Source organism: Paracraurococcus lichenis, assembly GCF_030657435.1.
GTDB lineage: Bacteria > Pseudomonadota > Alphaproteobacteria > Acetobacterales > Acetobacteraceae > Paracraurococcus > Paracraurococcus lichenis.
Genome location: NZ_JAUTWS010000036.1, coordinates 1 through 22,651 on the forward strand (window position 1 = coordinate 1; position 22,651 = coordinate 22,651).

Below are 22,651 nucleotides of genomic sequence, written 5' to 3' on the forward strand. Positions count from 1 at the left end.
GGCGTCGACCTCAGGCGGCGCCTCGCCGAACAGGCCCAACAGTTCGCCATCGAACTCAACCCGTCCCGCTCCAGGCTCCCCTCCGGTCCAGCGGTAACAGGTCCGGAGGATGCCAGCCTCGGCAATCGCCTTTTCCAAGGAGGGCGTCGTCGGTCCCGGAAGCAGCAGAACCCTTCGGTGCGCCTTCAGATGCGGAAGCAGGAGGGGGTAGAGGACCAGTTGTCCGACACCTTGCTGCACATGTGCGGCCGAGTTGTCGGACTTCACCTCGACGAGCAGCTTCGGGTCGGCAGACTTGATCTCCAGGTCCACTGTGTAGTTGTCCACAGTCCTCGGCCGCGCCCACATGCGGACCGTACCAGAAGGTGAAACCCGCTCCGCCAGGGCTGCAAGAACCTCATCCTCCAACCTGCGACCAACGCCGCCCTCATGCCCTGGGTATGTGAACAGCCCTCCAGACGGGAGCGATGCGGAAGGAAAAAAGGGCTGCTCAGTGTGCGACCCGGCATCCGCTGGATCTGAGCCAGTGTTGCGGGCAACGGCCGCCCAGAAAACGTAGGCCCGCGTGGCGTTCCTCATCTCCTCCTGGCCTCTCTCCAGGGGGCAAACGATGCACCACGTGCGATCTACTGGCCCTTCCGCTACCTTGACCGGGACTGGCGTGAAGCCCGTCCGCGCCAGGAACTCATCGGTCTCGATCCTGGGCTCGGATCCGTTCGCCCGCCTCTTTCCTTGCAGCCAGGCCTGCCGGAGGAGCCACAACTTCCCGTCGGGTCCAACTGCGACTGCGCTCGGAACATGCCCATTGCCTGGTCGACTTCCCGGATTGATCTCCACGACGAAGTCCTTGGAACGAGTATTCCTTGTCGTCGTTAGCTTGGCGCCGGGGACATGGAGGGCGGGTGCATCCTTCTTGTTCGTCTTGCTCCACTGCAGGCTCACCCCGAAGCCAAGCTCATCGATCCACCAGCTCATCCCCGACGTGGGCAGCTCCGGCCCACCGCGAAGCGCCTCGTGCCAATCCTTGAATGCCGCCGCAATGAGTTTCGTTTCCTTGAGCAGGACGAACTCTCCGTTCTGGATCATCGGGCCGTGCGGCTCCTTAGTGTTATGCACGCCTGTCGCGCCTCTTTGGCCTGCACCCGCGTCGAGGGCCACGACAACAGCCTCCCTGCGAGCTGCTCGGTCGTCCGCTGTTTTCCGCCCAAATGCTATCCGCGTGGGTGACCTAAGTGTCCTCTCGGTCATGGGCCGGATTTGCATTGGCGGTAGGGTCCGTGAATGCCCGCAGCATCGAGTTCGCGGTGCTGGCCAGAAGTGGACCACCACACCTTGTGCTGACGCGGAGTAGATGTCCTTGCTGGGCCTGAACCCTCTGCCTGCAGGTGCCAACTTGGGCATGGCCCGTCGAAGGAAAAGTATGATCTCCCGCGGCTGCGTCATGTCCGCGGCCAGCATTCCAGCACTCTCAACCGTTGCCGGTATCAGGCATTCTGCTTGGCGCCGTCGGGAGGGGGCGTCAGCCCCAGATGACCTCGCAAGCCAAGTACTCCCGGATGACCATGCGGACCCACATGCCCGGTGCCTGCCGAACCGCATAGCGATACCGGCCCTCCTGTACCGTCAGCCATCCCGGAAAGACTATTTTGCCGTCGGCCACCCCTATCCGGTTGAAGGCCCGGCTAGCTATCTCGGGATAGAAGCCCATCTCCGGCAGGTCGTCTTCGAAGGAAGCCAGCTGCTCCTCCGTGAGCGAGACCAGCGGAACGAAGGTGACTCTGGCGGGTTCCTGGGTCTGAGGTTCGTTCATTTCGAACGCCGCGTGGCCTCTGGCGAGCTTCACGATAATCCTGGAAATCCGCTCCTGGTCGAACTGCCAGAGAGGGCCTTCTGGTCCGTCGCGCCGAGCGGCGGACATGAGGGCCCTGAGCGCTGGGTCACGGCGGAGGAGCGCGGCGATTTTCGGCCGCTCGACGCCGTCAGGTTCACAACTGACGGTGGCCGCGCATTCGATGAGGCAGGCCGTGTATGCCTCGTCGGCGCTGAACCCATTGTTGCAGCTGGTGCAGGCTGGGCTTGCCGGGATGTCTGGCGGTAGGGGGGTGTCGAGGAAAACGCGGGAAGGATTATGGTCCACTGTCTCTTGGGCGGCACCACAGTGGACGCAGCGCCCTTTGTTCCGGTGATCCCCGAGGTTCTGGACCTTCCGCATGCCGCCCGTGCAAAATCCGTGCAGTGGTGGCTCAAAACGAAGAAGGCCACCCCGAGAGGGCAGCCTTAATACCTTGGAATTCCAGAGAAACCGACTGGAGCGGGCGAAGGGATTCGAACCCTCGACCCCAACCTTGGCAAGGTTGTGCTCTACCCCTGAGCTACGCCCGCACCCCGTTGCCGGTGGAGGGGGTTTTAACAGCGGCCGCAGGCTTTGCAAGCGTCCCGCCCGAAAAAACCGCCCCGTTCCGGCTAAGTGTCTGCGGCGAAATAACTGCTTCAGGGCGGCTGCTGGTTGGGTGAGATGGTGTAGTTCCACTCGCCGTGGAACGGGTCACGCTCGATGGTGAGCGCGGCCATCTCGGCATCAGTGACCTTGATGCCCTTGGGGTAGCGGTTCGCGTCGAGCTCACAGCGCACCGTCAGGCCGGTCTGCGTGGTGGTGGCGCCGATCAGCTGGACGATGACCTGATGGCTGACCAGCGGCTTGCCGCGCCAGTTCTGTGAGATGTAGGCAAAGAGGCGGTGCTCGACGCGGTCCCACTTGCTGGTCCCGGGCGGCAGGTGTGCCACGGTGACGGCCAGGCCGGTCTCGTTGGCGAAGCGCTGCAACTCGCGCTTCCACAGCCGTACGCGGACGCCATTACTGCCACCGCAATCGGCGGTGATGACCAGGCGCTTGGCTTCGGGGTAGCGGGCTTGGCCCAACTGATGCCACCAGCGCCGGATGCTCTCGACCGCGAAGGCCGCGGTGTCGGCATCCACCCCGACGCTGACCCAGCCGGCATTGGCGGCGAGGTCGTAGACGCCATAAAGCGCGACCTTGCCCAGGTCTAGCAGTTCGAAGTCGTGCACCCGCACTGGCTCGGGTTGGCCCTTGGGCCGCAGTTCGCGGCCTGGGTTCTTGAAGTCGCCGATCAGCTCCTTCTTCTTGGTATCCACCGAGATGGCCGGCTCGCCTGCCGCCATCGCCGCCTGCACGACCGTGTTGATGTGGGTGAACTGGGCGTCGCGGTCGGGGTGGTTCGTCCCCTCGCGGGTCTTGCGGTTGGCCTGACAACTGTAGCCCTGCTCGCGCAGCAGCAGACCGACCAGCTTCTGGCTGACCTCGAAGCCACGCTCGGCCAGCGCCCGGACAATTTGGCGCTGGCTGCGGCTGACCCAGCGCAACGGCGTCTCTGGGTCACCGCGGATGGCGTCCTCGATCAGCGCCTCCAGGGCGGCCGGCAGGTTCGGCTGCAGGACAACCGTTCGCTTGCGTCCTCCTCCCCACCGACGGACCCTCTGCCCGATCGGATTGGAGCCGCCTTGCAGTTCCACGATCGCCCGCCGGATCGTGCTGCGGGCTATGCCGGTCGCCAGGGAAACCGCGGCCACGCCGCCATAACCGACCGCCAAGGCTTCATTCGCCGCAAACAGCCGGCGTCCTCGCTCGTCCAGAAACGGGACAGCCAGCCGATACCGCGCCCGAATGTCATCCACATCGATCACGTCGGTAGGCTACGCTACCCCACCAGCATCGGGTCGGTCGACCTGCGCCCGTATCCCGTAATCGGCTATCAAACCTGATTCAGTTATTCCGCGTCAGATCCTAAGCAGACTTTCGCGGGTTGGGCCACACTTCGTACGGCCCAACCCGCGAAAGTCTGCTTAGGGTTTTGTTGCAGCGCAAACCCCGAGGGGTTTGCTTAGGAGCCTGCCCAAGTAACTGGTGAAGAGGCTCGACAGGTCGGGCGTGCGGTGATTCGCTTGGCGGCATGACGAAGAGTTTTCGTCCCTGGATGGTGGACGAGGCCCGGCTGCTGCCGCCCTCGGTGCAGGAGTTCGTGCCTGCGGGGCCTCCCGCGCATCTGGTCTGCGAATCGTGGCGGAGGGGATTGATCTCTCCGCCATTCTTGCCGCCTACACGGCACCGAAGGGCTACCCACTGTACCATCCAGCGATGATGGTAGCGCTGCTGCTTTACCGCTACAGTCGTGGCGTCTACGTGTCGCGGCGGATCGTACGGGCCTGCGAAGGGCGTCTCGACTTCCAGGCGGTGGCGGCGCTGAACCAGCCGGACTTCCGCACCATCATCGAATTCCGCCGCCGCCATCTCGCGGCATTGGCCGATCTCTTCATGCAGGTGCTCGCTGTGTGCCGGCGCACTGGCCTGGCCAGGCTGGACATGTCGCGGTGGACGGCAGCAAGCTGCGGGCGAGTGCCTCCAAGCCAAGGCCATGAGCTACAGCCGAATGGGCCCCGGCCGAGGTCGAGGGCTGGCTGGCGCAGGCCGAGGACGCCGCCCTCGGGGATAACCGGCGCGGCGACGAGATGCCGGCTGGAGGCGCGATAAGCAGCGGCGCCTGGAGCGGATTCGGGCGGCCAAGGCGGAACTCAAGGCCGAGGCGCGGGCCGCCGAGGCTGCCAGTCCGGACCCAGGCACAAAGGCCGACGGCACGCCGCGCGGGCGTCGGGGCTGCAAGCCGAAGCACCCGCCCGGCGTGCCGAAGCCCAGCGCCCAACGCAACCTCACCGATCCCGATAGCCGGATCATGAAGGGCCGCGCGGCTTCGTGCAGGCCTGCAACGCCCAGGCCGCGGTGGATGCCAAGGCGCAGGTCATCGTGGCGCACCACCTGACCAACAACGCCGCCAACCAGGACGCCTTGCGACCGCTGCTCAATGCGGCCACCGCCGGCAGCGGCTCCTGCTCCGAAGCCAACCTGGCCGACCTCGCAGGGCGCGGGATCCGCGGCTACATCGCCACCGGCCGCGCGAAGCGCCCCGACGGCGGCGAGGACCGACGCCGAGGTCCATTGGTCTCGGCCATGCGGCAGCGCCTCAGACGCGCAGGCCGACGCAGCCGCAACCGATTACGCAAGCAGATTGTCGAACCCGCTTTCGGACAGATCAAGGGAGCACATGGGTTCCGGCAGTTCCTGCTCCGCGGCCTCGAGAAGGTGAAACACGAATGGGCGCCGGTCTGCACCACTCACACCCTCACCAAGCTCGCCAGGGCAGCCGCTGTCCGACGCGCGGCGGTGGCGCGCACGCAAAGAGCGCCGCTCCGCCCTCAGCACCATCAGTCCGAAATCCGGTTACGTGGACGCGCTCCTAGCGCTTGATATCCGCCTCCACCACCACCTGGTGCCCGGCCGGGGCCAGCAGGGCGCGCAGCGCCTCCAGCCCCGCCAAGCCGCAGGCGATGTCCTGCTCGCCATTGCCGCCCGACAGCCCGATGCCGCCCACCACGGCCCCGTCCACCACGATCGGGAAGCCGCCGACGAAGACGGCAAACTTCCCCTCGAAGCTCCACTGGATGCCGAAGGCTTCGTTCCCCGGCAGGGCCGGGCCGTTCGGCGGCGTGTTGAAGAGGTGGGTGGAGCGCTTGTGGCAGGCCGCGGTGAAGGCCTTGTTCCAGGCGATCTGCGGCCCCGTCACCCGGGCGCCGTCCATGCGCTCCAGCACCAGGGGGTAGCCCCCCTCGTCGCAGACGCAGACCGTCTCCGGCACCTTGATGGCGTCCGCCTTGGCGATGGCGGCGGCGACCATCGCCCACGCCTCGGCCAGTTCCAGCTTGAAGACCTGCTTCATGTCTCGCTCTTCTTCACGCCCGCCGGCGGCGGGGGCCAGGACACGCTGACATCGCCAGTGACGAAGGTCTGGCAGGCCATCCGCCAACCCTCCGCGAATTGCGCCTCGGTCAGGTGCTTGCGTTCCTTCGGCTTGATGGCATCGGTGTTCTCGATCCCCTGCTCGATCCGGCACCGGCAGGTGCCGCAGATGCCGCCGCCGCACTTGAAGGGAATGCCGCCCTTCTCGCGCAGGGAGACGCGGAGCAGGTTGCTGTTCTCCGGCGCCTGCACCGCCTTGCCCTCGTTGGAGAGGAAGGTGACGGTGATCATGCGGTGGCCGGAACCGGCACGGGCCGCAGCGCGGCGCGCACGCTGCCGAAGGCGGTCAGGTGCTCCAGCTCCTGCCGCGCCTGCTCCAGGCTCTCGTAGCTCGGCAGGAACTTGGTCGGCACCAGGTTCAGCACCGGCGGCTCGACCTCGTCGATAACGCGGATCTTCGTCGCGCGCTCGAGCTCGGCGATGACGAAGCGGGCCTTCGGCCTCTCGCCGAAGAGGTAGTCATAGGCCTCGATCGGCCGGACCCCGTCCACGATCTCGGTGCGGAACTGGCCGGGCTTGCTGGTCAGGATGACATACATGGCGGGTCAGGTCCCTGGGCGCGATCGTCCGGGGCCGGGACGGCCGAGGACGCGACTCGCGCGATCGAACGAAAGCCGCGGTCACGATCGCGGCGCAGGCGGGGGTGGCGTCACGCCATCCTGGGTCAGCGTGATGTCGTGGTGCAGCCAGAGCTGGCAGGCGAGCCGCTGGCCCTGGCCGAGCCGCTCCTCCCCCAGCACCTTCTGCTCCTTCCAGTTCGGCTCCGGCAGCGCCTCTGCGCCCGCCAGCACCTGGCAGGTGCACTTGCCGCACTTGCCCATGCCGCAGCCGTATTTCAGGTGCGGCCAGGGGAATTTCTTGATGCCCGCGCGGACGACCAGGTTGGTGTTGTCGGCCATCTCCTCGGAGAAGGCCTCGTCGCCCTTGCGGAAAGTGACGATCGGCATGCGCTACCCTGGAAAGGGCGCGGGACGCAAAGTGGCGCCCCGCGCGGTGCAGCCTCAGGCGGCGAGCGGCATGTCGAGGCCGAGCGCCGAGAGCGGCAGCTCCTTCTCGACATAGTCGCGGTAGAGCGCGGTGGTGTAGAGCAGCCGCATCTCCGCCCCGATCTCACAGATCTTCAGGCAGCGCTGCTGCAGCTCCACCGTGTTCGCGTGCTCCAGCACGATCTGGTAGCCACGCTCGCCATGGATCTCGTCCGAGACGATGTGCAGGTCGAAGAACTCGACCTCCTCGTCGGTGAAGCCGTACTTCTCCCGCAGGGTCGGAGTCTGGCGGCGGTAGATGCTGGGCACCTGGCTCTCCAGGCCCACCACCAGGCCGGCGACGGCGACGATCGGGTCCTCCCGCATCGCCACCGCATAGCACCAGGACTGCAGGGCGCGGGTGGTCGCGGACATGTTGTCCTCGTCCTCGACGCGCGCGCGGGTGGTGCCGCAGGCCTCGGCGAAGCGGATCAGCAGGTCGGTGTGGCGGTCGCCGCCGATCTCCTCCTCGTACATGTTGGCGAGCAGGAAGTCCTTCGCCTCCTGGTACTTGGCCGGCATGCGGCCATAGACATAGCCGAGGTAGTCGGCGAAGGGCCCGACATAGTGGTAGTGGTTCTCCGCCCAGCGGGCCAGATGCGCGCGGGACAGCTTGCCGGTCGCCCAGGCGATGCTGAAGGGCGACTTGTTGGCGGACTTGCCCTTGATGGCGTTCTCGAGCGCGGTGCGGAACTCGTCCTGGTTCATCAACTCGGGCATGGCGTTCTCTCCTTTGGCGCTGGATCGGGTGCCTAGAACAGCACCACGGCCAGCAGGGTGGACAGGATCAGCCCCGCGCAGACCGGCAGGAACAGGGTGCGCGCGAGGTCGAGCACCGGCACGCGGGCGAAGCCGGCGACGGCGATCAGGGAGGACCAGGCGATCAGCGTGCCGCCGCCGGTCCAGACGGCGCCCATTTGGCCGACCGCGGCCAGCGTGGTCGGGTGGATGCCGGCGACGGGGCCGAGCGCGCCGGACAGCGCCCCGGTCAGCGGCAGGCCGGCGAAGCCCGACCCGTCGATGCCGGTGATCATGCCGACCAGCAGCACCGCGAAGGCGACGACCGTCGGGTTCTGCGGGATCAGGTGGTCGAAGGCGCGGATGACCTCGAACAGCAGGTCCGGCGCCGCGGCGCCCTTGGCAAGGCCGAGGATCGCGCCGGAGAACTCGCCCGCGCCGAGGAAGAAGAAGCCCGCGATCGGCAGCACCGTGCCCATGGCGCGGAAGGAGAAGACGAGGCCGTCGATGATGTGGTCGGCCGCGGTATGCATCGCCCGGGCGCCATCGGCGGCGAAGGTCGCCGCTAGCATCATCAGCGCCGCCGTGCCGCCCACCAGCGCCGCGGCGTCGCCGCCCTTCAGCTCGGGGAGGCCGGGGATGACCTTCGGCGCCAGCATGAACAGGATCAGCAGGCCGAACACCACGGGCGTGGCGATGGCCATGATGTTGCGCCAGCGCGGCCTGGCCTCGGCCGCCGCAGCCAGCGTCCCGCCGCCCGCGAGCGCCGGCTGGCCAGAGGCCGCATCGACGCCTTCCGCCGCCTGCAGCGCCATGACCGACTTGTCGAAGGAGCCGATATTGGGCGCCACCTGCTCGCGCTGCTCCGCCAGGCTCTCGGCCATGCTCGCGCCGGCCTGCCAGCGGTCCAGGTGCCGCTGCGACGGCGCGGCGATGCGGCCGCGGATGGCGAGATAGCCGAGGCCGAGCGCGACCGCGCCCGTCACCAGGGAGAGGACCAGCGCCTTGTCGGCGACCATCCCCGCGGCCTCCGGCAGCCCGGCGGCGCGGGCGCTGATGCCCGGCGCGACGCGGATCACGTAGTCGGAGGAGAGCGCCATGCCCTGGCCCGCCACCGCGATGGCAATCGCCGCCCCCACCGGCGGCAGGCCGGCGACGATGGCCGCCGGCAGCAGCGTGGCGGCCACCAGCGGCACCGCCGGCGTCGGCCAGAAGAAGAGCGAGATCAGGTAGGTGATGCCGGCAACGGTCGCGAAGGCGACATGGCCGTTGGTCATGACGCGGCGGAAGGGCTGCACCATCTGCTGGTCGGCGCCCAGCGCCCGCAGCGCGTTGAGCAGCGAGGTCATCAGCGCGATGACCAGGAAGATGCTGAACAGTTCCTTCGCCGCGACGAGGGAGCCGTTGAAGACCGAGATCGTCGCGCCGATCAGGCTGCCCGTATAGGTCGCCGCGACGGCAAAGGTGGCGATGATGGCGGGCACGACGACATTCGCCCGCAGCGCCATGGACAGCACGATGGCCGCGACGCCCAGCAGGTAGACGGCGTGGGTGGCGGTGAGCGGGACATCCATGCGGTCGGCACCCCATGTCCTGGCCGCCCTGCACCGGCGCCCTGGCGGTCCGCCCCGGCGGCGGATGCTGGATCGTCGTATACGGGAGGTTTCCCTGTCAACAGTCTGCTGCGGGTCTGGAAGGTCCAAACACGCAAAAACTGCATGGTTCATGGCGGAATTTGCCCGCGCTGCGGGCAGGACCAAGCATATTGCGCCGCACAATGGCAGATGTCGCCTAATTTGTGGAGTTTGCCGTATACGGCGCTGGCCGATCCGAGGCATAATGGTGGCCCCGCGCAGGACCCGACCCGAACCGGATGAGCCGACCGCAACCCTTGCCCCGCCCGGCGGAGGCCGAACCGCCGCCCCGCCTGCCGCTCAGCCAGCAGGCGCTGCAGCGGCTGCGGGAGGACATCCTCGCCGGCCGCCTCGCCCCCGGCGAACGCCTGGTGGAGGAGCGCCTTTCGGTCGAGCTCGGCATGTCCCGCGTGCCGATCCGCGAGGCCATCAAGCAACTGGTCGTCGAGGGGCTGGCCGTGCCGGCGGAGAACGCCCCGGGCGGCCGCGGTGTGCAGGTCGCCGCGCTGTCGCAGGACCTGGCGGCGGAGCTGATCGAGGTGCGCGCGGTGCTCGAGGGGCTGAACGCCCGCCTCGCCGCCCGCAACCCCGCGCCCTTCAAGGTCCCCCGTATCGAGGCGCTGCTGGCCCACGGCGCCGCGCTCTCCTCCGGGGCGGCGCCGGAGGATCTGGCGGCGCTGAATGCCGACTACCACGCGCTGCTGGCCGAGGCCGGCGCCAACCGCGTGCTGCAGGAGCTGATGCGCCCGCTGCGCGAGCGGACCGAGCTGGTCTTCCGCCGCAACAGCCCCGAGCGCGCCGGGCCCGACTGGCAGGAGCACGCGCTGATCCTGCAGGCCGTGGCGGAAGGCGACGAGGAACTGGCCGCACTGCTCGCCGCCCGCCACGTCCGCCGCGCGGCACGCGCGCCGAAAGCCTCGGGCGGCTGAGCGCCCGCCCGACCGGCAGAGCCGGCGCCAGGGAAGGCGCCGGCCACCGAACCGACGCGGAGTAACTGAAGCCGATATGGTATGAGGCCGGCAGCCCGCTGGGGCGATCCACCCCGACGAGTTCCGCCCACAGTATCGGTTGCCCGCCGGAATGGCCGGCCCGCCGGGGGATGAAACCCTTGGCAGGCTTGGCGGCGCTGGCGAAGAGGTTGACCTGGTCGCGGTGCGCCCGAGCCCGTGCATCACTTGGAACCGGGGGCTCCGCGCATGAGCGCCTCTGCCCGTCTCGGCTGATGGAGATGTGGCGAGACAGCCTCCGAGAGAATCATGTACTAAAGCTCATGTGAACCGACGTTACCCTGCCGCCGGCAATGCGGACCCGTTGTCCCGACCGGGATCTCTGCCCGAAGCTGCCGGAGGTGCGATGCCGCATGCCAGTCCCCGAGCGCGTCCCGGCCCACCCGTCCCTGCGGATGCCGCCATGGCGGGACCAGCCTGCACAGCACGGGCCCGCATGCACCTCGCCCGCCGTCTTGCCGTATCGGCCCTGAGCCTGGCGCTGATCTGCGCCGGCTGCGACAGCCATGAGGAGGATGCCTCCCCGATGGCGCCGCCGCAGGTGACCGTCATGCCGCCGGTGCGCCAGGAGATCACCGACTGGGACGAGTTCACCGGCCGCTTCGTCAGCACCGAGCGCATCGAGCTCCGCGCCAGGGTCAGCGGCTACCTCGACGCCATCGCCTTCGCCGACGGGCAGGTGGTGCGCCGCGGCGACATGCTCTTCCGCATCGACCCCCGCCCCTTCGAGGCCGCCGTCGCGGAAGCCGAGGCGCGCCTGGTCGGGCTGCGGTCGCAGGTCACCCTGGCGGAGCGAGAATTCGACCGGGCGAAGAACCTGTTGCAGTACCGCGCCGCCTCGGAGGCCAATCTCGAGCAGCGCAACCAGGCCCTGGAAGCGGCCCGGGCGCAGGTCGCGCAGGGCGAGGCGACGCTGCAGCGGGCCCGGCTCGACCTCGAATTCACCCGCATCCGCGCCCCCGTCACCGGCCGCATCGGCCGCCACCTGGTCAGCCCGGGCAACCTGGTCTCGGGCGGCGAGGCCAGCACCGCGACGCTTCTGGCCACCATCGTCACCATGGACCCCATCGACGTCGTCTTCGACATCGATCAGGCCGCGGCGCTGCGCTATGTCCGCCTGGCCGAGAGCGGCGGCCGCCCCTCCTCGCGCGACGCGGCGAACCCGGTGCAGCTCGCGCTCGCCGACGAGACCGCCTTCCCGCATCACGGCCGCGTCGTCTTCGTCGACAACGAGGCGGATCCGGGCACCGGCACGATCCGCCTGCGGGCGCGCTTCGAGAATCCGCGCGACCTCTTCGTGCCGGGCATCTTCGCGCGCGTCCGCCTGGTGGCGAGCCAGCCCTACCAGGCCCTGCTGGTGCCCGATGCGGCTGTCGCGACGGACCAGTCGCGGCGCGTGCTCTACGTCCTCGGTCCCGGCGACACGCTGGAAGCCCGGCAGGTCGCGCTCGGCCCCCTGCATGGCGACATGCGGGTGATCCGGGACGGGCTGCGCGGCGACGAGGAGATCGTGGTCAATGGCCTGATGCGGGCGCGGGCCGGCCAGGCCGTCAGCCCCCGACGCCCCGTCGAGTCCGGCGGCCGGACCGTGTCGGAGGCACGGCCCTGAGCAATCTCGGCGTCCTCTCGGTCCGCCAGCCGGTCCTCGCCTGCGTCCTCTCGCTGGTGCTGCTGATCGTCGGCGGCCTGTCCATGCTGGCGCTGCCGATCTCCGAATACCCGGACGTCGTGCCGCCGACGGTCGTCGTCGCCACCAGCTATCCCGGCGCCTCCGCCCAGGTGGTCGCCGATACGGTGGCCACGCCGATCGAGCAGGAGGTGAACGGCACCGAGGGCATGCTCTACATGTCCTCCCAGTCCACCGCCGATGGGCGGATGAGCCTGACGGTGACCTTCCGCCTGGGCACCGATCCCGACCGCGCGCAGATCCTGGTGCAGGGCGCGGTCGCCGCCGCGCTGCCGCGCCTGCCGGAGGAGGTGCGGCGCTGGGGCGTGACCACCCGCAAGCTGGCGACCGACCGGCTGATGGTGATCTTCGTCACCTCGCCGGACAACAGCTACGACCAGCTCTATGTCTCGAACTTCGCCCTGCGGCAGGTGCGCGACGAGCTGCTGCGGATCGATGGCATCGGCGACATCGACATGCAGGGCGCGCGCGACTACGCCATGCGCGTCTGGCTCGACCCCGGCCGCATGGTGGCCAATGGCGTCATCGCCGAGGACGTGGTCGCCGCCATCCAGGCACAGAATGCCGAGGTCGCGGGCGGCCAGATCGCCGAGCCGCCGGTCGCCGACCAGGCCTTCCAGCCCAACCTGACCTTCCGCGGCCGCCTCGCCGATCCGGCGGAGTTCGAGCGTATCGTCATCCGCACCGGCGCCGATGGCCGGCTGCTGCGCCTGCGCGATGTCGGCCGGGTGGAGCTCGGCGCGGCCTCCTACACCACCGCGAGTACGCTGCAGGGGCGGCCTGCGGTCGCGCTCGCGGTGACGCAGCGCCCCGGCTCCAATGCGCTCGCCACGGCCGAGGAGATCCGCGAGCGGCTGGCCGCGATCACCGAGCGCTTCCCGCCCGGGATCCGGGCGGAGATCGCCTACGATCCCACGCGCTTCGTCGCCGAGAGCGTGCGCGAGCTGGTCATGACGATCGGCGAGGCGGTGTTCCTGGTGGTCTGCGTGGTCCTGCTCTTCCTGCAGAACTGGCGCGCGGCGATGATCCCGATCCTCGCCATCCCGGTCTCGCTGATCGGCACCTTCGGCGTGATGATCGCCTTCGGCTTCACCCTGAACGTGCTGACGCTGTTCGGCCTAGTGCTGGCGGTGGGCATCGTCGTCGACGACGCCATCGTGGTGGTCGAGAACGTGGACCGCCACCTGCGCGGCGACCCGGTGGTGCAGCGCGCCGCCACGGCCACCATGCTGGAGGTCGGCGGGGCGCTGATCTCGATCGCCCTCGTGCTCTGCGCCGTCTTCGTCCCGACCGCCTTCCTCGAGGGCATCACCGGCCGCTTCTTCCGGCAATTCGCCATCACGATAGCCGTCGCCACGGCGCTGTCCTGCTTCTGCTCGCTCACGCTCAGCCCGGCGCTCGCCACGCTCATCCTCCGCCGGCACGAGCCGCATCCGGCGCCGCGCAGGCACGGCCCGGCGCGGCTGCTGCGCTGGTTCTTCGCCCGCTTCAATCGCGGCTTCGACCGGCTGTCGCGGGCCTATGCGGCGCTGACCCGGCGCCTCGTCGGGCACATCCTGCCCATGCTAGGCCTCTATGCCCTGCTGATCCTCGGCGCCGGCTGGCTGCTGGCGGCGGCGCCGCAGGGCTTCCTGCCGGCGCAGGACCGGGGCTACGCCACCATCTCCATCACGCTGCCCGGCGGCGCCTCGCTCGCCCGCACGACGGCGGTGGTGGAGGCGGCGGCCGCGATCGCCCGCGAGGTGCCCGGCATCGCCAGCGTCTCGGCCCTGGCCGGCGTCTCAGGCGCCACCAACACCGCGGGCGGCAACCAGGGGACCGTGACGCCGGTCTTCGCGCCCTGGAGCGAGCGGCTGCCGCAGGGCCTGACCGCGCCGCGCATCCTGCGCGAGTTGCGGCGCCGGCTGGCGAGGCTGGAGGAGGCGGAGGTGCTGGTCATCCCACCGCCGGCCGTGCCCGGGCTCGGCAGCGGCGGCGGCTTCGCCATGCGGCTGGAGGACCGCACGGGGCGCGGCACGGGGGTGCTGGCCGCGGCCGCCGAGAACCTGGTCGGGGGGCTCGGGCAGGTGCCGGGGCTGGCCGGGGTCTACACGCCCTTCCGGGTGGATGCGCCGCTGGTCGCGGTCGACGTGGACCGCGCGCGCATCGAGATGCTCGGCGTGCCCGTCGCGCGGCTCAGCCAGAGCATCGAGACGCTGCTCGGCTCCTCCTATGTCAACGACTTCACCGCCTATGGCCGCAACTGGCGGGTGGTGGCGCAGGCCTCGCCGGAGTTCCGCCGGCTGGCGACCGACCTCGCGCGGGTCTTCAGCCGCAACGCCGAGGGCGAGATGGTGCCGCTGGCGAATGTCATGGCGCTGCACGACGTCGTCGGGCCGCAGCGGGTGCCGCGCTACAACCTCTACCCCGCGGCCGAGGTCGCGGGCGACATCAGGCCCGGCACCGGCTCGGCCGCCGCGCATGCGGCGATCGAGCGCATGGCACGCCGCCTGCTGCCCGACGGCATCAGCTTCGAATGGACCGACCTCTCCTTCGAGCAGACGCAGAGCGGCAATGCCGGCCTGCTGGTCTTCCCGCTCTGCGTGCTATTCGTCTACCTCGTGCTGGCGGCGCAGTACGGCTCCTGGAGCCTGCCCTTCGCCGTCATCCTCATCGTGCCGATGTGCCTGCTCACCTCCACCCTCGGCGTCCGGATGCTGGGGCAGGAGGTGAACATCCTGACCCAGATCGGCTTCGTGGTGCTGGTCGGGCTGGCCGCCAAGAATGCCATCCTCATCGTCGAATTCGCCCAGCAGCGCGAGGACGAGGGGCAGAGCGCGCTGGAGGCGGTGGTGGAGGCCTGCCGGCTGCGGCTGCGGGCCATCCTGATGACCTCGCTCGCCTTCATCCTGGGCGTGCTGCCGCTGGTCATCGCCAGCGGCGCGGGGGCGGAGATGCGGCGCGCCGTCGGCACCGCGGTGTTCTTCGGCATGATCGGTGTGACCGCGTTCGGGCTGCTCTTCACGCCGGTCTTCTACATCGCCATCCGCAAGCTCATGGGGCCGCGGCGCTCCGCCCTGCGGGAGCTGGTGCGGCAGGCGCGGTGAGCGACGCGGAGGCCGCGGGCGCCAGCGGCCGCGCTGCGAGCGGCACCGCCGCAAGAACTCAGCGGCGCGGGCCGGCCGCGGGCGCGAATAGACCGCCCTGCGCTTCCCGCTGGTCCGCATCGGGCCGCCGGCGCAGGCCGTCCATGAAGACGTCGAGGAGCCGCAGCACGGTCTCCTGCCAGTCCGGGCGGTCCTGGGCATAGCAGAGGCCGATCACCGTCCGCAGCAGGTCCTCCGGCCCGATATCCCTGCGGATCTCGCCGGCCTCGGCGGCGCGCCGGAGCAGTGCCTCCACCGCGCGAGTCAGCCGGTCCTGCGAATAGGCCATGAGGTCCGACGACCCCTTCACGACGATGGCGAGCGCCGCCACCATGCCCTTCTTCGTCGCGACGAACTCGACGATGGCCCGCATCCAGCGCCGCAGGGCCTCTGCCGGGGATGCCTCGGTCCGCAGCGCCTCGGCCAGGTCGACGAGCTGCTCCACCTCACGCCGGTAGACCGCCTCGAACAGCGCCTCCCGGGTCGGGAAATGCCGGTAGAGCGTGCCGATCCCGACGCCGGCCTGACGCGCCACCGCCTCCAGGCTCGCCGCCTCGCCGCCCTGGCCGAAGACCAGCTTCGCCGCCGCCAGCACGCGTTCACGGTTGCGGACCGCATCCGCGCGCGGCTTCCGGGCTCCTTTCGCCGGACAGGCCGTCACGCGCACCGCCCGCCGTTCCGCCCCTTGTAAACGGAGGCCCCCTCCATATTTTGCCCTCCGTGGCGCCGGAACGGGGGTTCGCCCCGTCCCGGCGCCTCGCCCTGAACGCAGTGCCGGCACCGCGGTCCCGCGGCGCCCCGGCAGAATCCGATCCCGCGACCTGCCGGCCCGCCAGTCTATCGCGCCGGCGCACCGAACCGAACCCGCTCCCCGTGGAGGCCCGCATGAGCCTGCCCATCACCCTCACCATCAACGGTGTGCAACGACGCATCGAGCTCGACGACCCGCGGGTCACGCTGCTCGACCTGCTGCGCGAGCGCCTGGACCTGCCCGGCACCAAAAAGGGCTGCGACCGCGGCCAGTGCGGCGCCTGCACCGTCCTCCTCGACGGCCGCCGGGTGAACTCCTGCCTGGCGCTCGCCATCAGCCATGACGGCGCCGAAGTCCTGACCATTGAGGGGCTGGCCGAGGGCGAGGCGCTGCACCCCGTGCAGGCCGCCTTCCTCGAGCACGACGCCCTGCAATGCGGCTTCTGCACCCCCGGCCAGATCATGAGCGCGCTCGGCCTGATCCAGGAAGGCCAGGCCGGCGACGACCCGGAGCGTGTGCGCGAGGGCATGAGCGGCAATCTCTGCCGCTGCAGTGCCTATCGCGGCATCACCGAAGCGGTGCTCGAGGCGCAGAAGACCCTTGGCCAGTCCGGCCGGAAGGAGGCCGCATGAACCGCTTCGACTATGTCCGCCCGACCTCGGTGGCGGAGGCGGTCGCCGCCGCGGCGCAGCCGGGCAGCGCCTATCTGGCGGCCGGGACCAACCTGCTCGACCTGATGAAGGGCGGCGTCGTGCGGCCGGCGCGGCTGGTCGATGTCAGCCGCCTGCCCGGGCTCGACGGCATCGAGATGCTGCCGGATGGCGGCGCGCGGATCGGCGCGCGGGTGCGCAACAGCGACCTCGCCTGCCACCCGGAGTTCAGCCACCGCTTCCCGGCGGTGGCCGAGGCGCTGCTCTCCGGCGCCTCCGCCCAACTCCGCAATGCCGCGACGGTCGGCGGCAACCTGCTGCAGCGCACGCGCTGCGCCTATTTCTACGACCCGGCCAGCGCCTGCAACAGGCGCGATCCCGGCGCGGGCTGCGACGCGCGCGGCGGCGAGAACCGGTTGCATGCCGTGCTGGGCTGGAGCGAGCACTGCATCGCCACCCACCCCTCCGACTTCTGCGTGCCGCTCGCCGCGCTCGGCGCCGTGGTGGAGATCGAGGGCCAGGCCGGCCGGCGCGAGGTGCCGCTCGACGCCTTCCATCTGCTGCCCGGCACGACGCCGGAGCGCGAGAGCGTGCTCGCCCCGGGCGAGCTGGTGGTGGCGCTCCGCCTGCCGGCCGAGGCGGCGGGCTTCGCCGCGCATGCCCGCTACGTGAAGCTGCGCGAGCGCACCTCCTATGCCTTCGCCGTCGTCTCGGCGGCGGCCTGCCTGCGGATGCAGGACGGCGCCATCACCGAGGCCCGGCTCGCCCTCGGCGGCGTCGCGGCCAAGCCCTGGCGCGCACGCGAGGCGGAGGCGATCCTCGCCGACGCCCGGCCCGAGGCCGCGGCCTTCCGCCGCGCGGCCGAGGCAGCGCTCGCCGAGGCCAGGCCCTCCGGCGACAATGCCTTCAAGATCGAGCTCGCGCGCCGGATCCTGGCGCGCGCCCTGGCGCTGGCCGTTGCCGGCACGCCGGAACGGCTGCCGGCGCTGCCCGCCTCTCCCTTCGCCCCCATCCCCGGAGCTCCCCTCCATGGCTGAGACCGCAGGCGCCGTCCATGTCCGGCGGGGCTCCAGCATGGGCCAGCCGATCACCCGCCGCGACGGGCGGCTGAAGGTGACGGGCCAGGCCCGCTACGCCGCCGACAACCACCCGCCCGGGATGCTGCATGCCGTGCTGGCCGTCAGCAGCATCGCGCGCGGCCGCGTCGTCGCGCTCGACCTCGCCGCCGCCCGCGCGCATCCCGGCGTCGTCGAGGTGATGACACCGGCCAACCGCCCGCCGCTGGCGCAGCACCCGGACGACAAGCCGGGCCCCTTCGTCTTCCGCATGGAGCTGCTGCAGGACGACCGCGTGCGCTATGCCGGGCAGCCCATCGCCGTGGTGATCGCGGAAACCCTGGAGGCAGCGGCCGAGGGCGCGCGACTGCTCGCGCCGCGCACCGAGGCCGAGCCGGTCCGGCTCGGGCTCGACGGCGACGACGCCTTCATCCCGGAGACGGTCGGCCCCGGCTTCCCGGCCGAAGCGCGCCATGGCGATGTCGAGGCCGGGCTGGCCGCCGCCGAGCGGCGGCTCGATGCGATCTACGAGACGCCGGCGCAGTACCACAACGCCATGGAGCCGCACGCTATCGTCGCGGCCTGGGACGGCGACCGCCTGACGGTCGATACGCCGAGCCAGGGCCTGGCCTGGGCGCAGCAGCGCATCGCCGGGCTCTTCGGCCTGCCGCCGGACAACGTGCATGTCCGCAGCCCCTTCCTCGGCGGCGGCTTCGGCTCCAAGGGCCTCGTCTCCGGGCCGCAGGTGCTCGGCATCCTCGCCGCGCGGCTGGTCGGGCGGCCGGTCAAGCTCGTCCTGCGGCGGGATCAGATGTACGGCCCGGTCGGCCATCGCGCGCCGACGCGGCAGACGCTGCGCCTCGGCGCCGGGAGCGACGGCGCCCTGACCGCCATCCACCACCATGTCCGCACCCAGACCAGCCGCTTCGACGACTTCCTCGAGCCGGCCGGCAATGTCACGCACACGCTCTATGCCGCGCCGGCGATTGCCACCACCACCGATGCGGTGCGGGTGGACACGGGCACGCCGCTCTTCATGCGCGCGCCCGGGGAGGCGAGCGGCAGCATCGCGCTGGAGGGCGCGATCGACGAGATGGCCGCGGCCTGCGGCATGGACCCGCTGGAATTCCGGCTGAGGAACTACGCCGAGGTGGAGCCGATCTCCGGCAAGCCCTTCTCCTCCAAGGCGCTGCGCGAGTGCTACGCGCAGGGCGCGGCGCGCTTCGGCTGGGCCGGGCGACCGCTGCAGCCGCGGCAGATGCGCGACGCGAACGGGCTGCTGGTCGGCTGGGGCGTCGGGACCGCGACCTTCCCCGCCATCATGTTCCAGGGCCAGGCGCGGGCGGTGCTGCGGCGCGACGGCACCGCGGTGGCCGAGCTCGGCGCCCAGGACATGGGCCAGGGCGCCTGGACGGCGCTCGCCCAGCTCGCCGCCGACGGTCTCGGCCTCGATCTCGGGCAGGTGGAGTTCCGCGCCGGCGATTCCCGGCTGCCGGATGCAGGCATCGCCGGCGGTTCCTCCCACACCGCGACGGCAGGCGTCGCGCTGCACGGCGCAGGCGCCGATGCCATAGCGAAGCTCGCCGCGCTGGCCATGGCCGATGAGCGCTCGCCGCTCTTCGGCGCCGGCAATGCCGGCGTGGTCGCGCGTAACGGCAGGCTGCTGCGGCGCGACGACGAGAGCCGCGGTGAGAGCTATGCCGAGATCATGGCGCGGGCCGGCCTCGAGGAGATCGAGGGCCGCGGCACCGGCGCGATGGACCCGGCGGTGCAGGAGCACTACGCAACGCATGCGCATGGCGCGGTCTTCGCCGAGGTGACGGTGGACCCGGAACTCGGCCAGGTGCGGGCCACGCGCCTGGTCGGCGCCTTCGCCGCGGGCGCCATCGTCAACCCGCGGCTGGTGCGCAGCCAGTATTACGGCGGCATGATCTGGGGGGTGTCCTTCGCCCTGCACGAGCAGGCGGTGACGGATCCACGCACGGGCCGGATCATGAACGCCAACCTCGCGGAGTACCATGTGCCGGTGAATGCCGACGTGCCCTCGCTGGAGGCCATCCTGGTCGAGGAGCACGACCCGCATGTGAACCCGCTCGGCATCAAGGGCGTGGGCGAGATCGGCATCACCGGCACGGCAGGGGCGATCGCCAATGCCGTGTGGCACGCGACGGGCGTGCGCGTCCGTCGCTTCCCGATCCCGTTGGAGCAACTGCTCGGCGACGGCGCGGGCTGACGCGCCGCGACAAAACCGGCACGACGCCGCCTGCGCTGCGCAGGCGGCGCGGGCCCTTCGGCGTCAGATCGGGCAGACCCCGCCCGCGCATTGCAGGTGCGCGAGGTCGACCGCCTCGTGCAGCGCCGGGTCGCGCACCGCCGCGACGAGGGCGGCGAAGCGCCCGGCCGGCACCTCCTCCTCCGGCAGGTATTCGTAGCCCAGCGCATGGTCCGGCCGGCTCGGCAGGATGGCGCAGCAGCGGATCTGCGGCTGGTGCTCCAGCAGCATGGCGCGGAAGGCCTCCAGGTCGTGCCGGTCGGTGAAGACCTTCAGCGTGTAGGAGACCTGGTTGCCCCGCTCCGCGCCGATCCAGTACCGCTCGAGCAGCGAGAGCCAGCGATACTGGTCCTCCGGCGAGGCTTCCGGCGCCGTGACCAGCCGGTCGCCGATGCCGAGGCGCTGGATCAGCGGCAGCGTCGGGAAGCCCACCACGGACATGCCGGGGAAGCTGCGCAGCGTGCGGATGGGGTAGCCGCGCGCCTCGTATTCCGCCAGCAACCGGTCGCTGTCCTGCGTCCAGGCGCCGGCGTCGTCCTTCGTGCCCTTGAACTGCACCCAGCGCAGGTATTGCCGCCGCGCCGGCAGGTGCGCGCCCTCGGTCAGGCCGAAGAGCTTGCTGGTCGTGCCGGCGGGCTTCACCGTGGTGACGGTGACGGGCGCCGCGAGGCCAAGCGCCTCGGCATAGGCGACGCCTTCCTCCTTCGCCGCCGCCGAGAGCCGGTCGAGCATCGCCCAGAAGGGCGCCGCGCGATCCTCGTCCAGCAGGTCGTCGAAGGCGAGGCCGAAGCGCATCCAGGCCCATTCGTGCAGGCCGGTGGGGCCGATCCCCATGCGGTTGGTGCGCCGCACCTCCTCGCCGTAGAGCGCGTCCATCAGGTTGGCGCGCATCAGGAAGCGGACGCCGAGGCGGAGGCTGTCCTCCACGCGCGCATCCCAGGCCGCCGCGACCTCCGCCGGCACCTCGCCCGGGTTGATCGTGGCGAGGTCCGCGGGGCAGGCCAGCAACGGCGCGACATCGGCGATGACGCAGTAGCCGCCGGTGACGTGCAGCGTGATCTCGCCGCAGGGATTGGTCGTTACCGGGAAGCGTGCCGTCTGCACGCGCCGCGCCAGTTCGGCCAGCAGCGGCACGGCATGGTCCGCCTGGTAGCGGGCCGAGCGGACATCGCGACCGTCCCCGTGCACCGGCTTGGCGCGGGCCGCGCCGGTGCGCATGTCCTCCAGCTTATCGCCGTTGATGAAGCCCGGCTCGCCATTGATGAAGGCGCAACGCGTCGCTTCCTCGAAGACCGCCAGTGCATGGGCATGCCCGGGGTCCGCGCTGCCCGCCTGCGCCGCGCGCACGCCCGCCCAGAAGGCGGCATCGACCATGACGGAGTTGTTGGCGGTCCATAGCCCGCCTTCGGACTTCGCGCGGATGAAGCGCAGGATGCCGGGGTCGCGCCAGTTCTTGGTCGCCATGCGTGCGGCGCGGCGGGCGCCGCCCACCTGCACCTCGACAGACAGGTAATGGTCCACCAGCAGCGCCTGCTCCCAGGGGGCCAGCGCCTCGTCGTCCGGGGCGCGGTGGCGCGCCGGCTCGATCACGTGCTGCCGCGCAGCCACCAGCCCGCGCAGCAGGGAGAGCGGGCCGGAGGCCGGCCGGCCCTGCATGCCGCCGATCGGCGCGCCGCGCGGCCGGATGGCGGAGAGGTCGAGCAGCAGCGTGCGGTCCGCGGCGCCGGCAAAGGCCAGGCTCTCCAGCAGCTCCACCGCCTTCGCCCAGCCCTCCCGGCTGTCGGCGATCTCGTGGCGGATGGTGTCCGCCGGCAACGGCGCATCTTCCGCTACCACCTCGCGCGCGATCCAGGCGCGCACCTCGGCCTCCTGCGCCTCGGAAAAAGCCTCGAGCGTGGTGCCCCAGGGCAGCAGGCCGAACTCGGCGCCGAAGCGGTGCAGCTCGGCGCGCGTGCGCGGCCAGTCGGGATGCGCCGGGTCGAGCCGCAGCAGCAGCCGCGGCGCCCGGCCCCAGTCCACCACCGCCAGGTCGTCGTCATAGGCGCGGCCGACGCCGCTGCCGTTCAGCAGCAGGTAGAACAGGCTGAAGGAGGCCGCGGCGGTCGCGCAGTTGGTGAAGACCTCCATGTTCCGGCCGGGCTGCGCGGCATCGCCGTGCTGCAGGTGGCGGCCGGAGGTGATGAGGGCACCCGTCGCGATGGCGTTGCGCAGCCGCGCCTGCTCCAGCGGGTCGGCGGCCGGGCCGAGCAGCGCCATGTTGCCGGCCGCGACCCGGTCGGCGACGCGGCCGAAATCCCCGGCATCCTCCGGCCGGAAGACGGTGCGGCGCGCGACGGCCAGCCCCATGCCGGGGTCCAGCGGGCGCGCCGGCACGGGAGCCGTGCCGAAGCTCGCACCGGGGATCCTGGCACGCAGCGCCCAATCCGTGCCGGGGAGGGAACCGTCCATCGCTGACCTTCCATGCCGCCGCACCACCGCGGCGAGTCGATAACCACAATATATGGTGGTAGACCCGGGTTGTCACCCACCATATCCAGGATAACCGATGCAAGGCTGATCGGGTCCAGGCAGAGCGCAGGGCGTGCCGGGCCGAACGCGGCGGGGAGGGGGCAACACCCGCGCCCGGGCGGGCCGGCGACACCACTGACCGTCGCGGGAGACGCAGCCTGCACCTGCCCCGCCGCCAGCGGGCGGACCACCTCGCCGATGCGGATGCCGGGGCAGGGCCGGCGAGCAGCGCGACCGCAAGGGCTCCACGCCCATGCGTTCCGGCCTCCGCGCGTCCTCACGCCCCTGCGCCTGCGGCGCCCCTTCGGGCGGCGGCGACCTACAGGCAATCGA

17 protein-coding genes, 1 tRNA gene and 1 pseudogene are annotated in these 22,651 nt (G+C 70.8%); 7 read left to right on the forward strand and 12 right to left on the reverse strand.

The window, feature by feature from the left end; all coding sequences use genetic code 11:
- The 4 genes from Q7A36_RS26170 to Q7A36_RS26185 form a co-directional block, all read right to left on the reverse strand.
- Positions 1 to 1,086 (reverse strand): hypothetical protein (locus tag Q7A36_RS26170; RefSeq protein WP_305106717.1); only part of this gene is annotated, 1,086 nt, incomplete at its 3' end.
- 433 nt (positions 1,087 to 1,519) lie between these two features.
- A complete protein-coding gene (locus Q7A36_RS26175; RefSeq protein WP_305106718.1) occupies positions 1,520 to 2,212 on the reverse strand; it encodes a hypothetical protein in 693 nt (230 codons plus the stop codon).
- Positions 2,213 to 2,307: 95 nt separating this feature from the next.
- Positions 2,308 to 2,382, reverse strand: a tRNA-Gly gene (locus Q7A36_RS26180).
- A 108-nt stretch (positions 2,383 to 2,490) separates the two neighbouring features.
- Positions 2,491 to 3,699, reverse strand: coding sequence for an ISAzo13 family transposase (locus Q7A36_RS26185; RefSeq protein WP_305106766.1), 1,209 nt, complete (start codon positions 3,697 to 3,699; stop codon positions 2,491 to 2,493).
- Positions 3,700 to 3,968: 269 nt separating this feature from the next.
- On the opposite strand from Q7A36_RS26185, the pseudogene Q7A36_RS26190 reads away from it, so the two are divergent.
- Positions 3,969 to 5,215: pseudogene (locus Q7A36_RS26190) on the forward strand (transposase); the annotation flags it as partial.
- Between the two features lie 91 nt (positions 5,216 to 5,306).
- Here Q7A36_RS26190 and Q7A36_RS26195 read toward each other — a convergent pair.
- The 6 genes from Q7A36_RS26195 to Q7A36_RS26220 all read right to left on the reverse strand — a co-directional run bounded on the left by Q7A36_RS26195 (position 5,307) and on the right by Q7A36_RS26220 (position 9,203).
- A complete protein-coding gene (locus tag Q7A36_RS26195; protein ID WP_305106719.1) occupies positions 5,307 to 5,786 on the reverse strand; it encodes a GlcG/HbpS family heme-binding protein in 480 nt (159 codons plus the stop codon).
- Complete coding sequence (locus Q7A36_RS26200; protein WP_305106720.1) at positions 5,783 to 6,097, reverse strand: 2Fe-2S iron-sulfur cluster-binding protein; 315 nt, start codon at positions 6,095 to 6,097, stop codon at positions 5,783 to 5,785. Before Q7A36_RS26200 ends, Q7A36_RS26195 begins: the two co-directional genes overlap by 4 nt.
- A complete protein-coding gene (locus tag Q7A36_RS26205) occupies positions 6,094 to 6,405 on the reverse strand; it encodes a ferredoxin (RefSeq protein ID WP_305106721.1) in 312 nt (103 codons plus the stop codon). The genes Q7A36_RS26200 and Q7A36_RS26205 overlap by 4 nt, the downstream gene beginning before the upstream one ends.
- 81 nt (positions 6,406 to 6,486) lie before the next feature.
- Positions 6,487 to 6,813, reverse strand: a complete 327-nt coding sequence (locus tag Q7A36_RS26210) for a 2Fe-2S iron-sulfur cluster-binding protein (RefSeq protein WP_305106722.1) — start codon at positions 6,811 to 6,813, stop codon at positions 6,487 to 6,489.
- A 54-nt stretch (positions 6,814 to 6,867) separates the two neighbouring features.
- Positions 6,868 to 7,611 (reverse strand): TenA family transcriptional regulator, encoded by a 744-nt coding sequence (locus tag Q7A36_RS26215; RefSeq protein WP_305106723.1) that lies wholly within the window; start codon positions 7,609 to 7,611, stop codon positions 6,868 to 6,870.
- 32 nt (positions 7,612 to 7,643) lie between these two features.
- On the reverse strand, positions 7,644 to 9,203 hold the full coding sequence (locus Q7A36_RS26220) for a hypothetical protein (protein ID WP_305106724.1): 1,560 nt from the start codon (positions 9,201 to 9,203) through the stop codon (positions 7,644 to 7,646).
- 317 nt (positions 9,204 to 9,520) lie between these two features.
- Here Q7A36_RS26220 and Q7A36_RS26225 point away from each other — a divergent pair, with 317 nt between their 5' ends.
- From Q7A36_RS26225 to Q7A36_RS26235, 3 genes are all read left to right on the forward strand, one after another.
- Positions 9,521 to 10,192 (forward strand): GntR family transcriptional regulator, encoded by a 672-nt coding sequence (locus tag Q7A36_RS26225; protein ID WP_305106725.1) that lies wholly within the window; start codon positions 9,521 to 9,523, stop codon positions 10,190 to 10,192.
- A 481-nt stretch (positions 10,193 to 10,673) separates the two neighbouring features.
- Complete coding sequence (locus tag Q7A36_RS26230; RefSeq protein ID WP_305106726.1) at positions 10,674 to 11,879, forward strand: efflux RND transporter periplasmic adaptor subunit; 1,206 nt, start codon at positions 10,674 to 10,676, stop codon at positions 11,877 to 11,879.
- Positions 11,876 to 15,043: an efflux RND transporter permease subunit gene (locus Q7A36_RS26235; protein WP_305106767.1), complete on the forward strand. Its 3,168-nt coding sequence runs from the start codon at positions 11,876 to 11,878 to the stop codon at positions 15,041 to 15,043. The genes Q7A36_RS26230 and Q7A36_RS26235 overlap by 4 nt, the downstream gene beginning before the upstream one ends.
- Before the next feature lie 58 nt (positions 15,044 to 15,101).
- Here Q7A36_RS26235 and Q7A36_RS26240 read toward each other — a convergent pair whose 3' ends face one another.
- Entirely contained in the window at positions 15,102 to 15,743 is a 642-nt protein-coding gene (locus Q7A36_RS26240; protein WP_305106727.1) for a TetR/AcrR family transcriptional regulator, read from the reverse strand.
- A gap of 224 nt (positions 15,744 to 15,967) precedes the next feature.
- On the opposite strand from Q7A36_RS26240, the gene Q7A36_RS26245 reads away from it, so the two are divergent.
- The 3 genes from Q7A36_RS26245 to Q7A36_RS26255 are packed head-to-tail and all read left to right on the forward strand — an operon-like array spanning position 15,968 to position 19,771.
- Positions 15,968 to 16,465, forward strand: a complete 498-nt coding sequence (locus Q7A36_RS26245) for a (2Fe-2S)-binding protein (protein ID WP_305106728.1) — start codon at positions 15,968 to 15,970, stop codon at positions 16,463 to 16,465.
- Positions 16,462 to 17,520 (forward strand): FAD binding domain-containing protein, encoded by a 1,059-nt coding sequence (locus tag Q7A36_RS26250; RefSeq protein ID WP_305106729.1) that lies wholly within the window; start codon positions 16,462 to 16,464, stop codon positions 17,518 to 17,520. Before Q7A36_RS26245 ends, Q7A36_RS26250 begins: the two co-directional genes overlap by 4 nt.
- The gene (locus Q7A36_RS26255; RefSeq protein ID WP_305106730.1) at positions 17,513 to 19,771 is read left to right on the forward strand and encodes a xanthine dehydrogenase family protein molybdopterin-binding subunit; all 2,259 of its coding nucleotides are present in this window, start codon (positions 17,513 to 17,515) and stop codon (positions 19,769 to 19,771) included. The genes Q7A36_RS26250 and Q7A36_RS26255 overlap by 8 nt, the downstream gene beginning before the upstream one ends.
- A 63-nt stretch (positions 19,772 to 19,834) precedes the next feature.
- Here the strand turns inward: Q7A36_RS26255 and Q7A36_RS26260 are convergent, their stop codons facing one another.
- Positions 19,835 to 22,258, reverse strand: a complete 2,424-nt coding sequence (locus Q7A36_RS26260) for a recombinase (protein WP_305106731.1) — start codon at positions 22,256 to 22,258, stop codon at positions 19,835 to 19,837.
- Between the last annotated feature and the right edge of the window lie 393 nt (positions 22,259 to 22,651).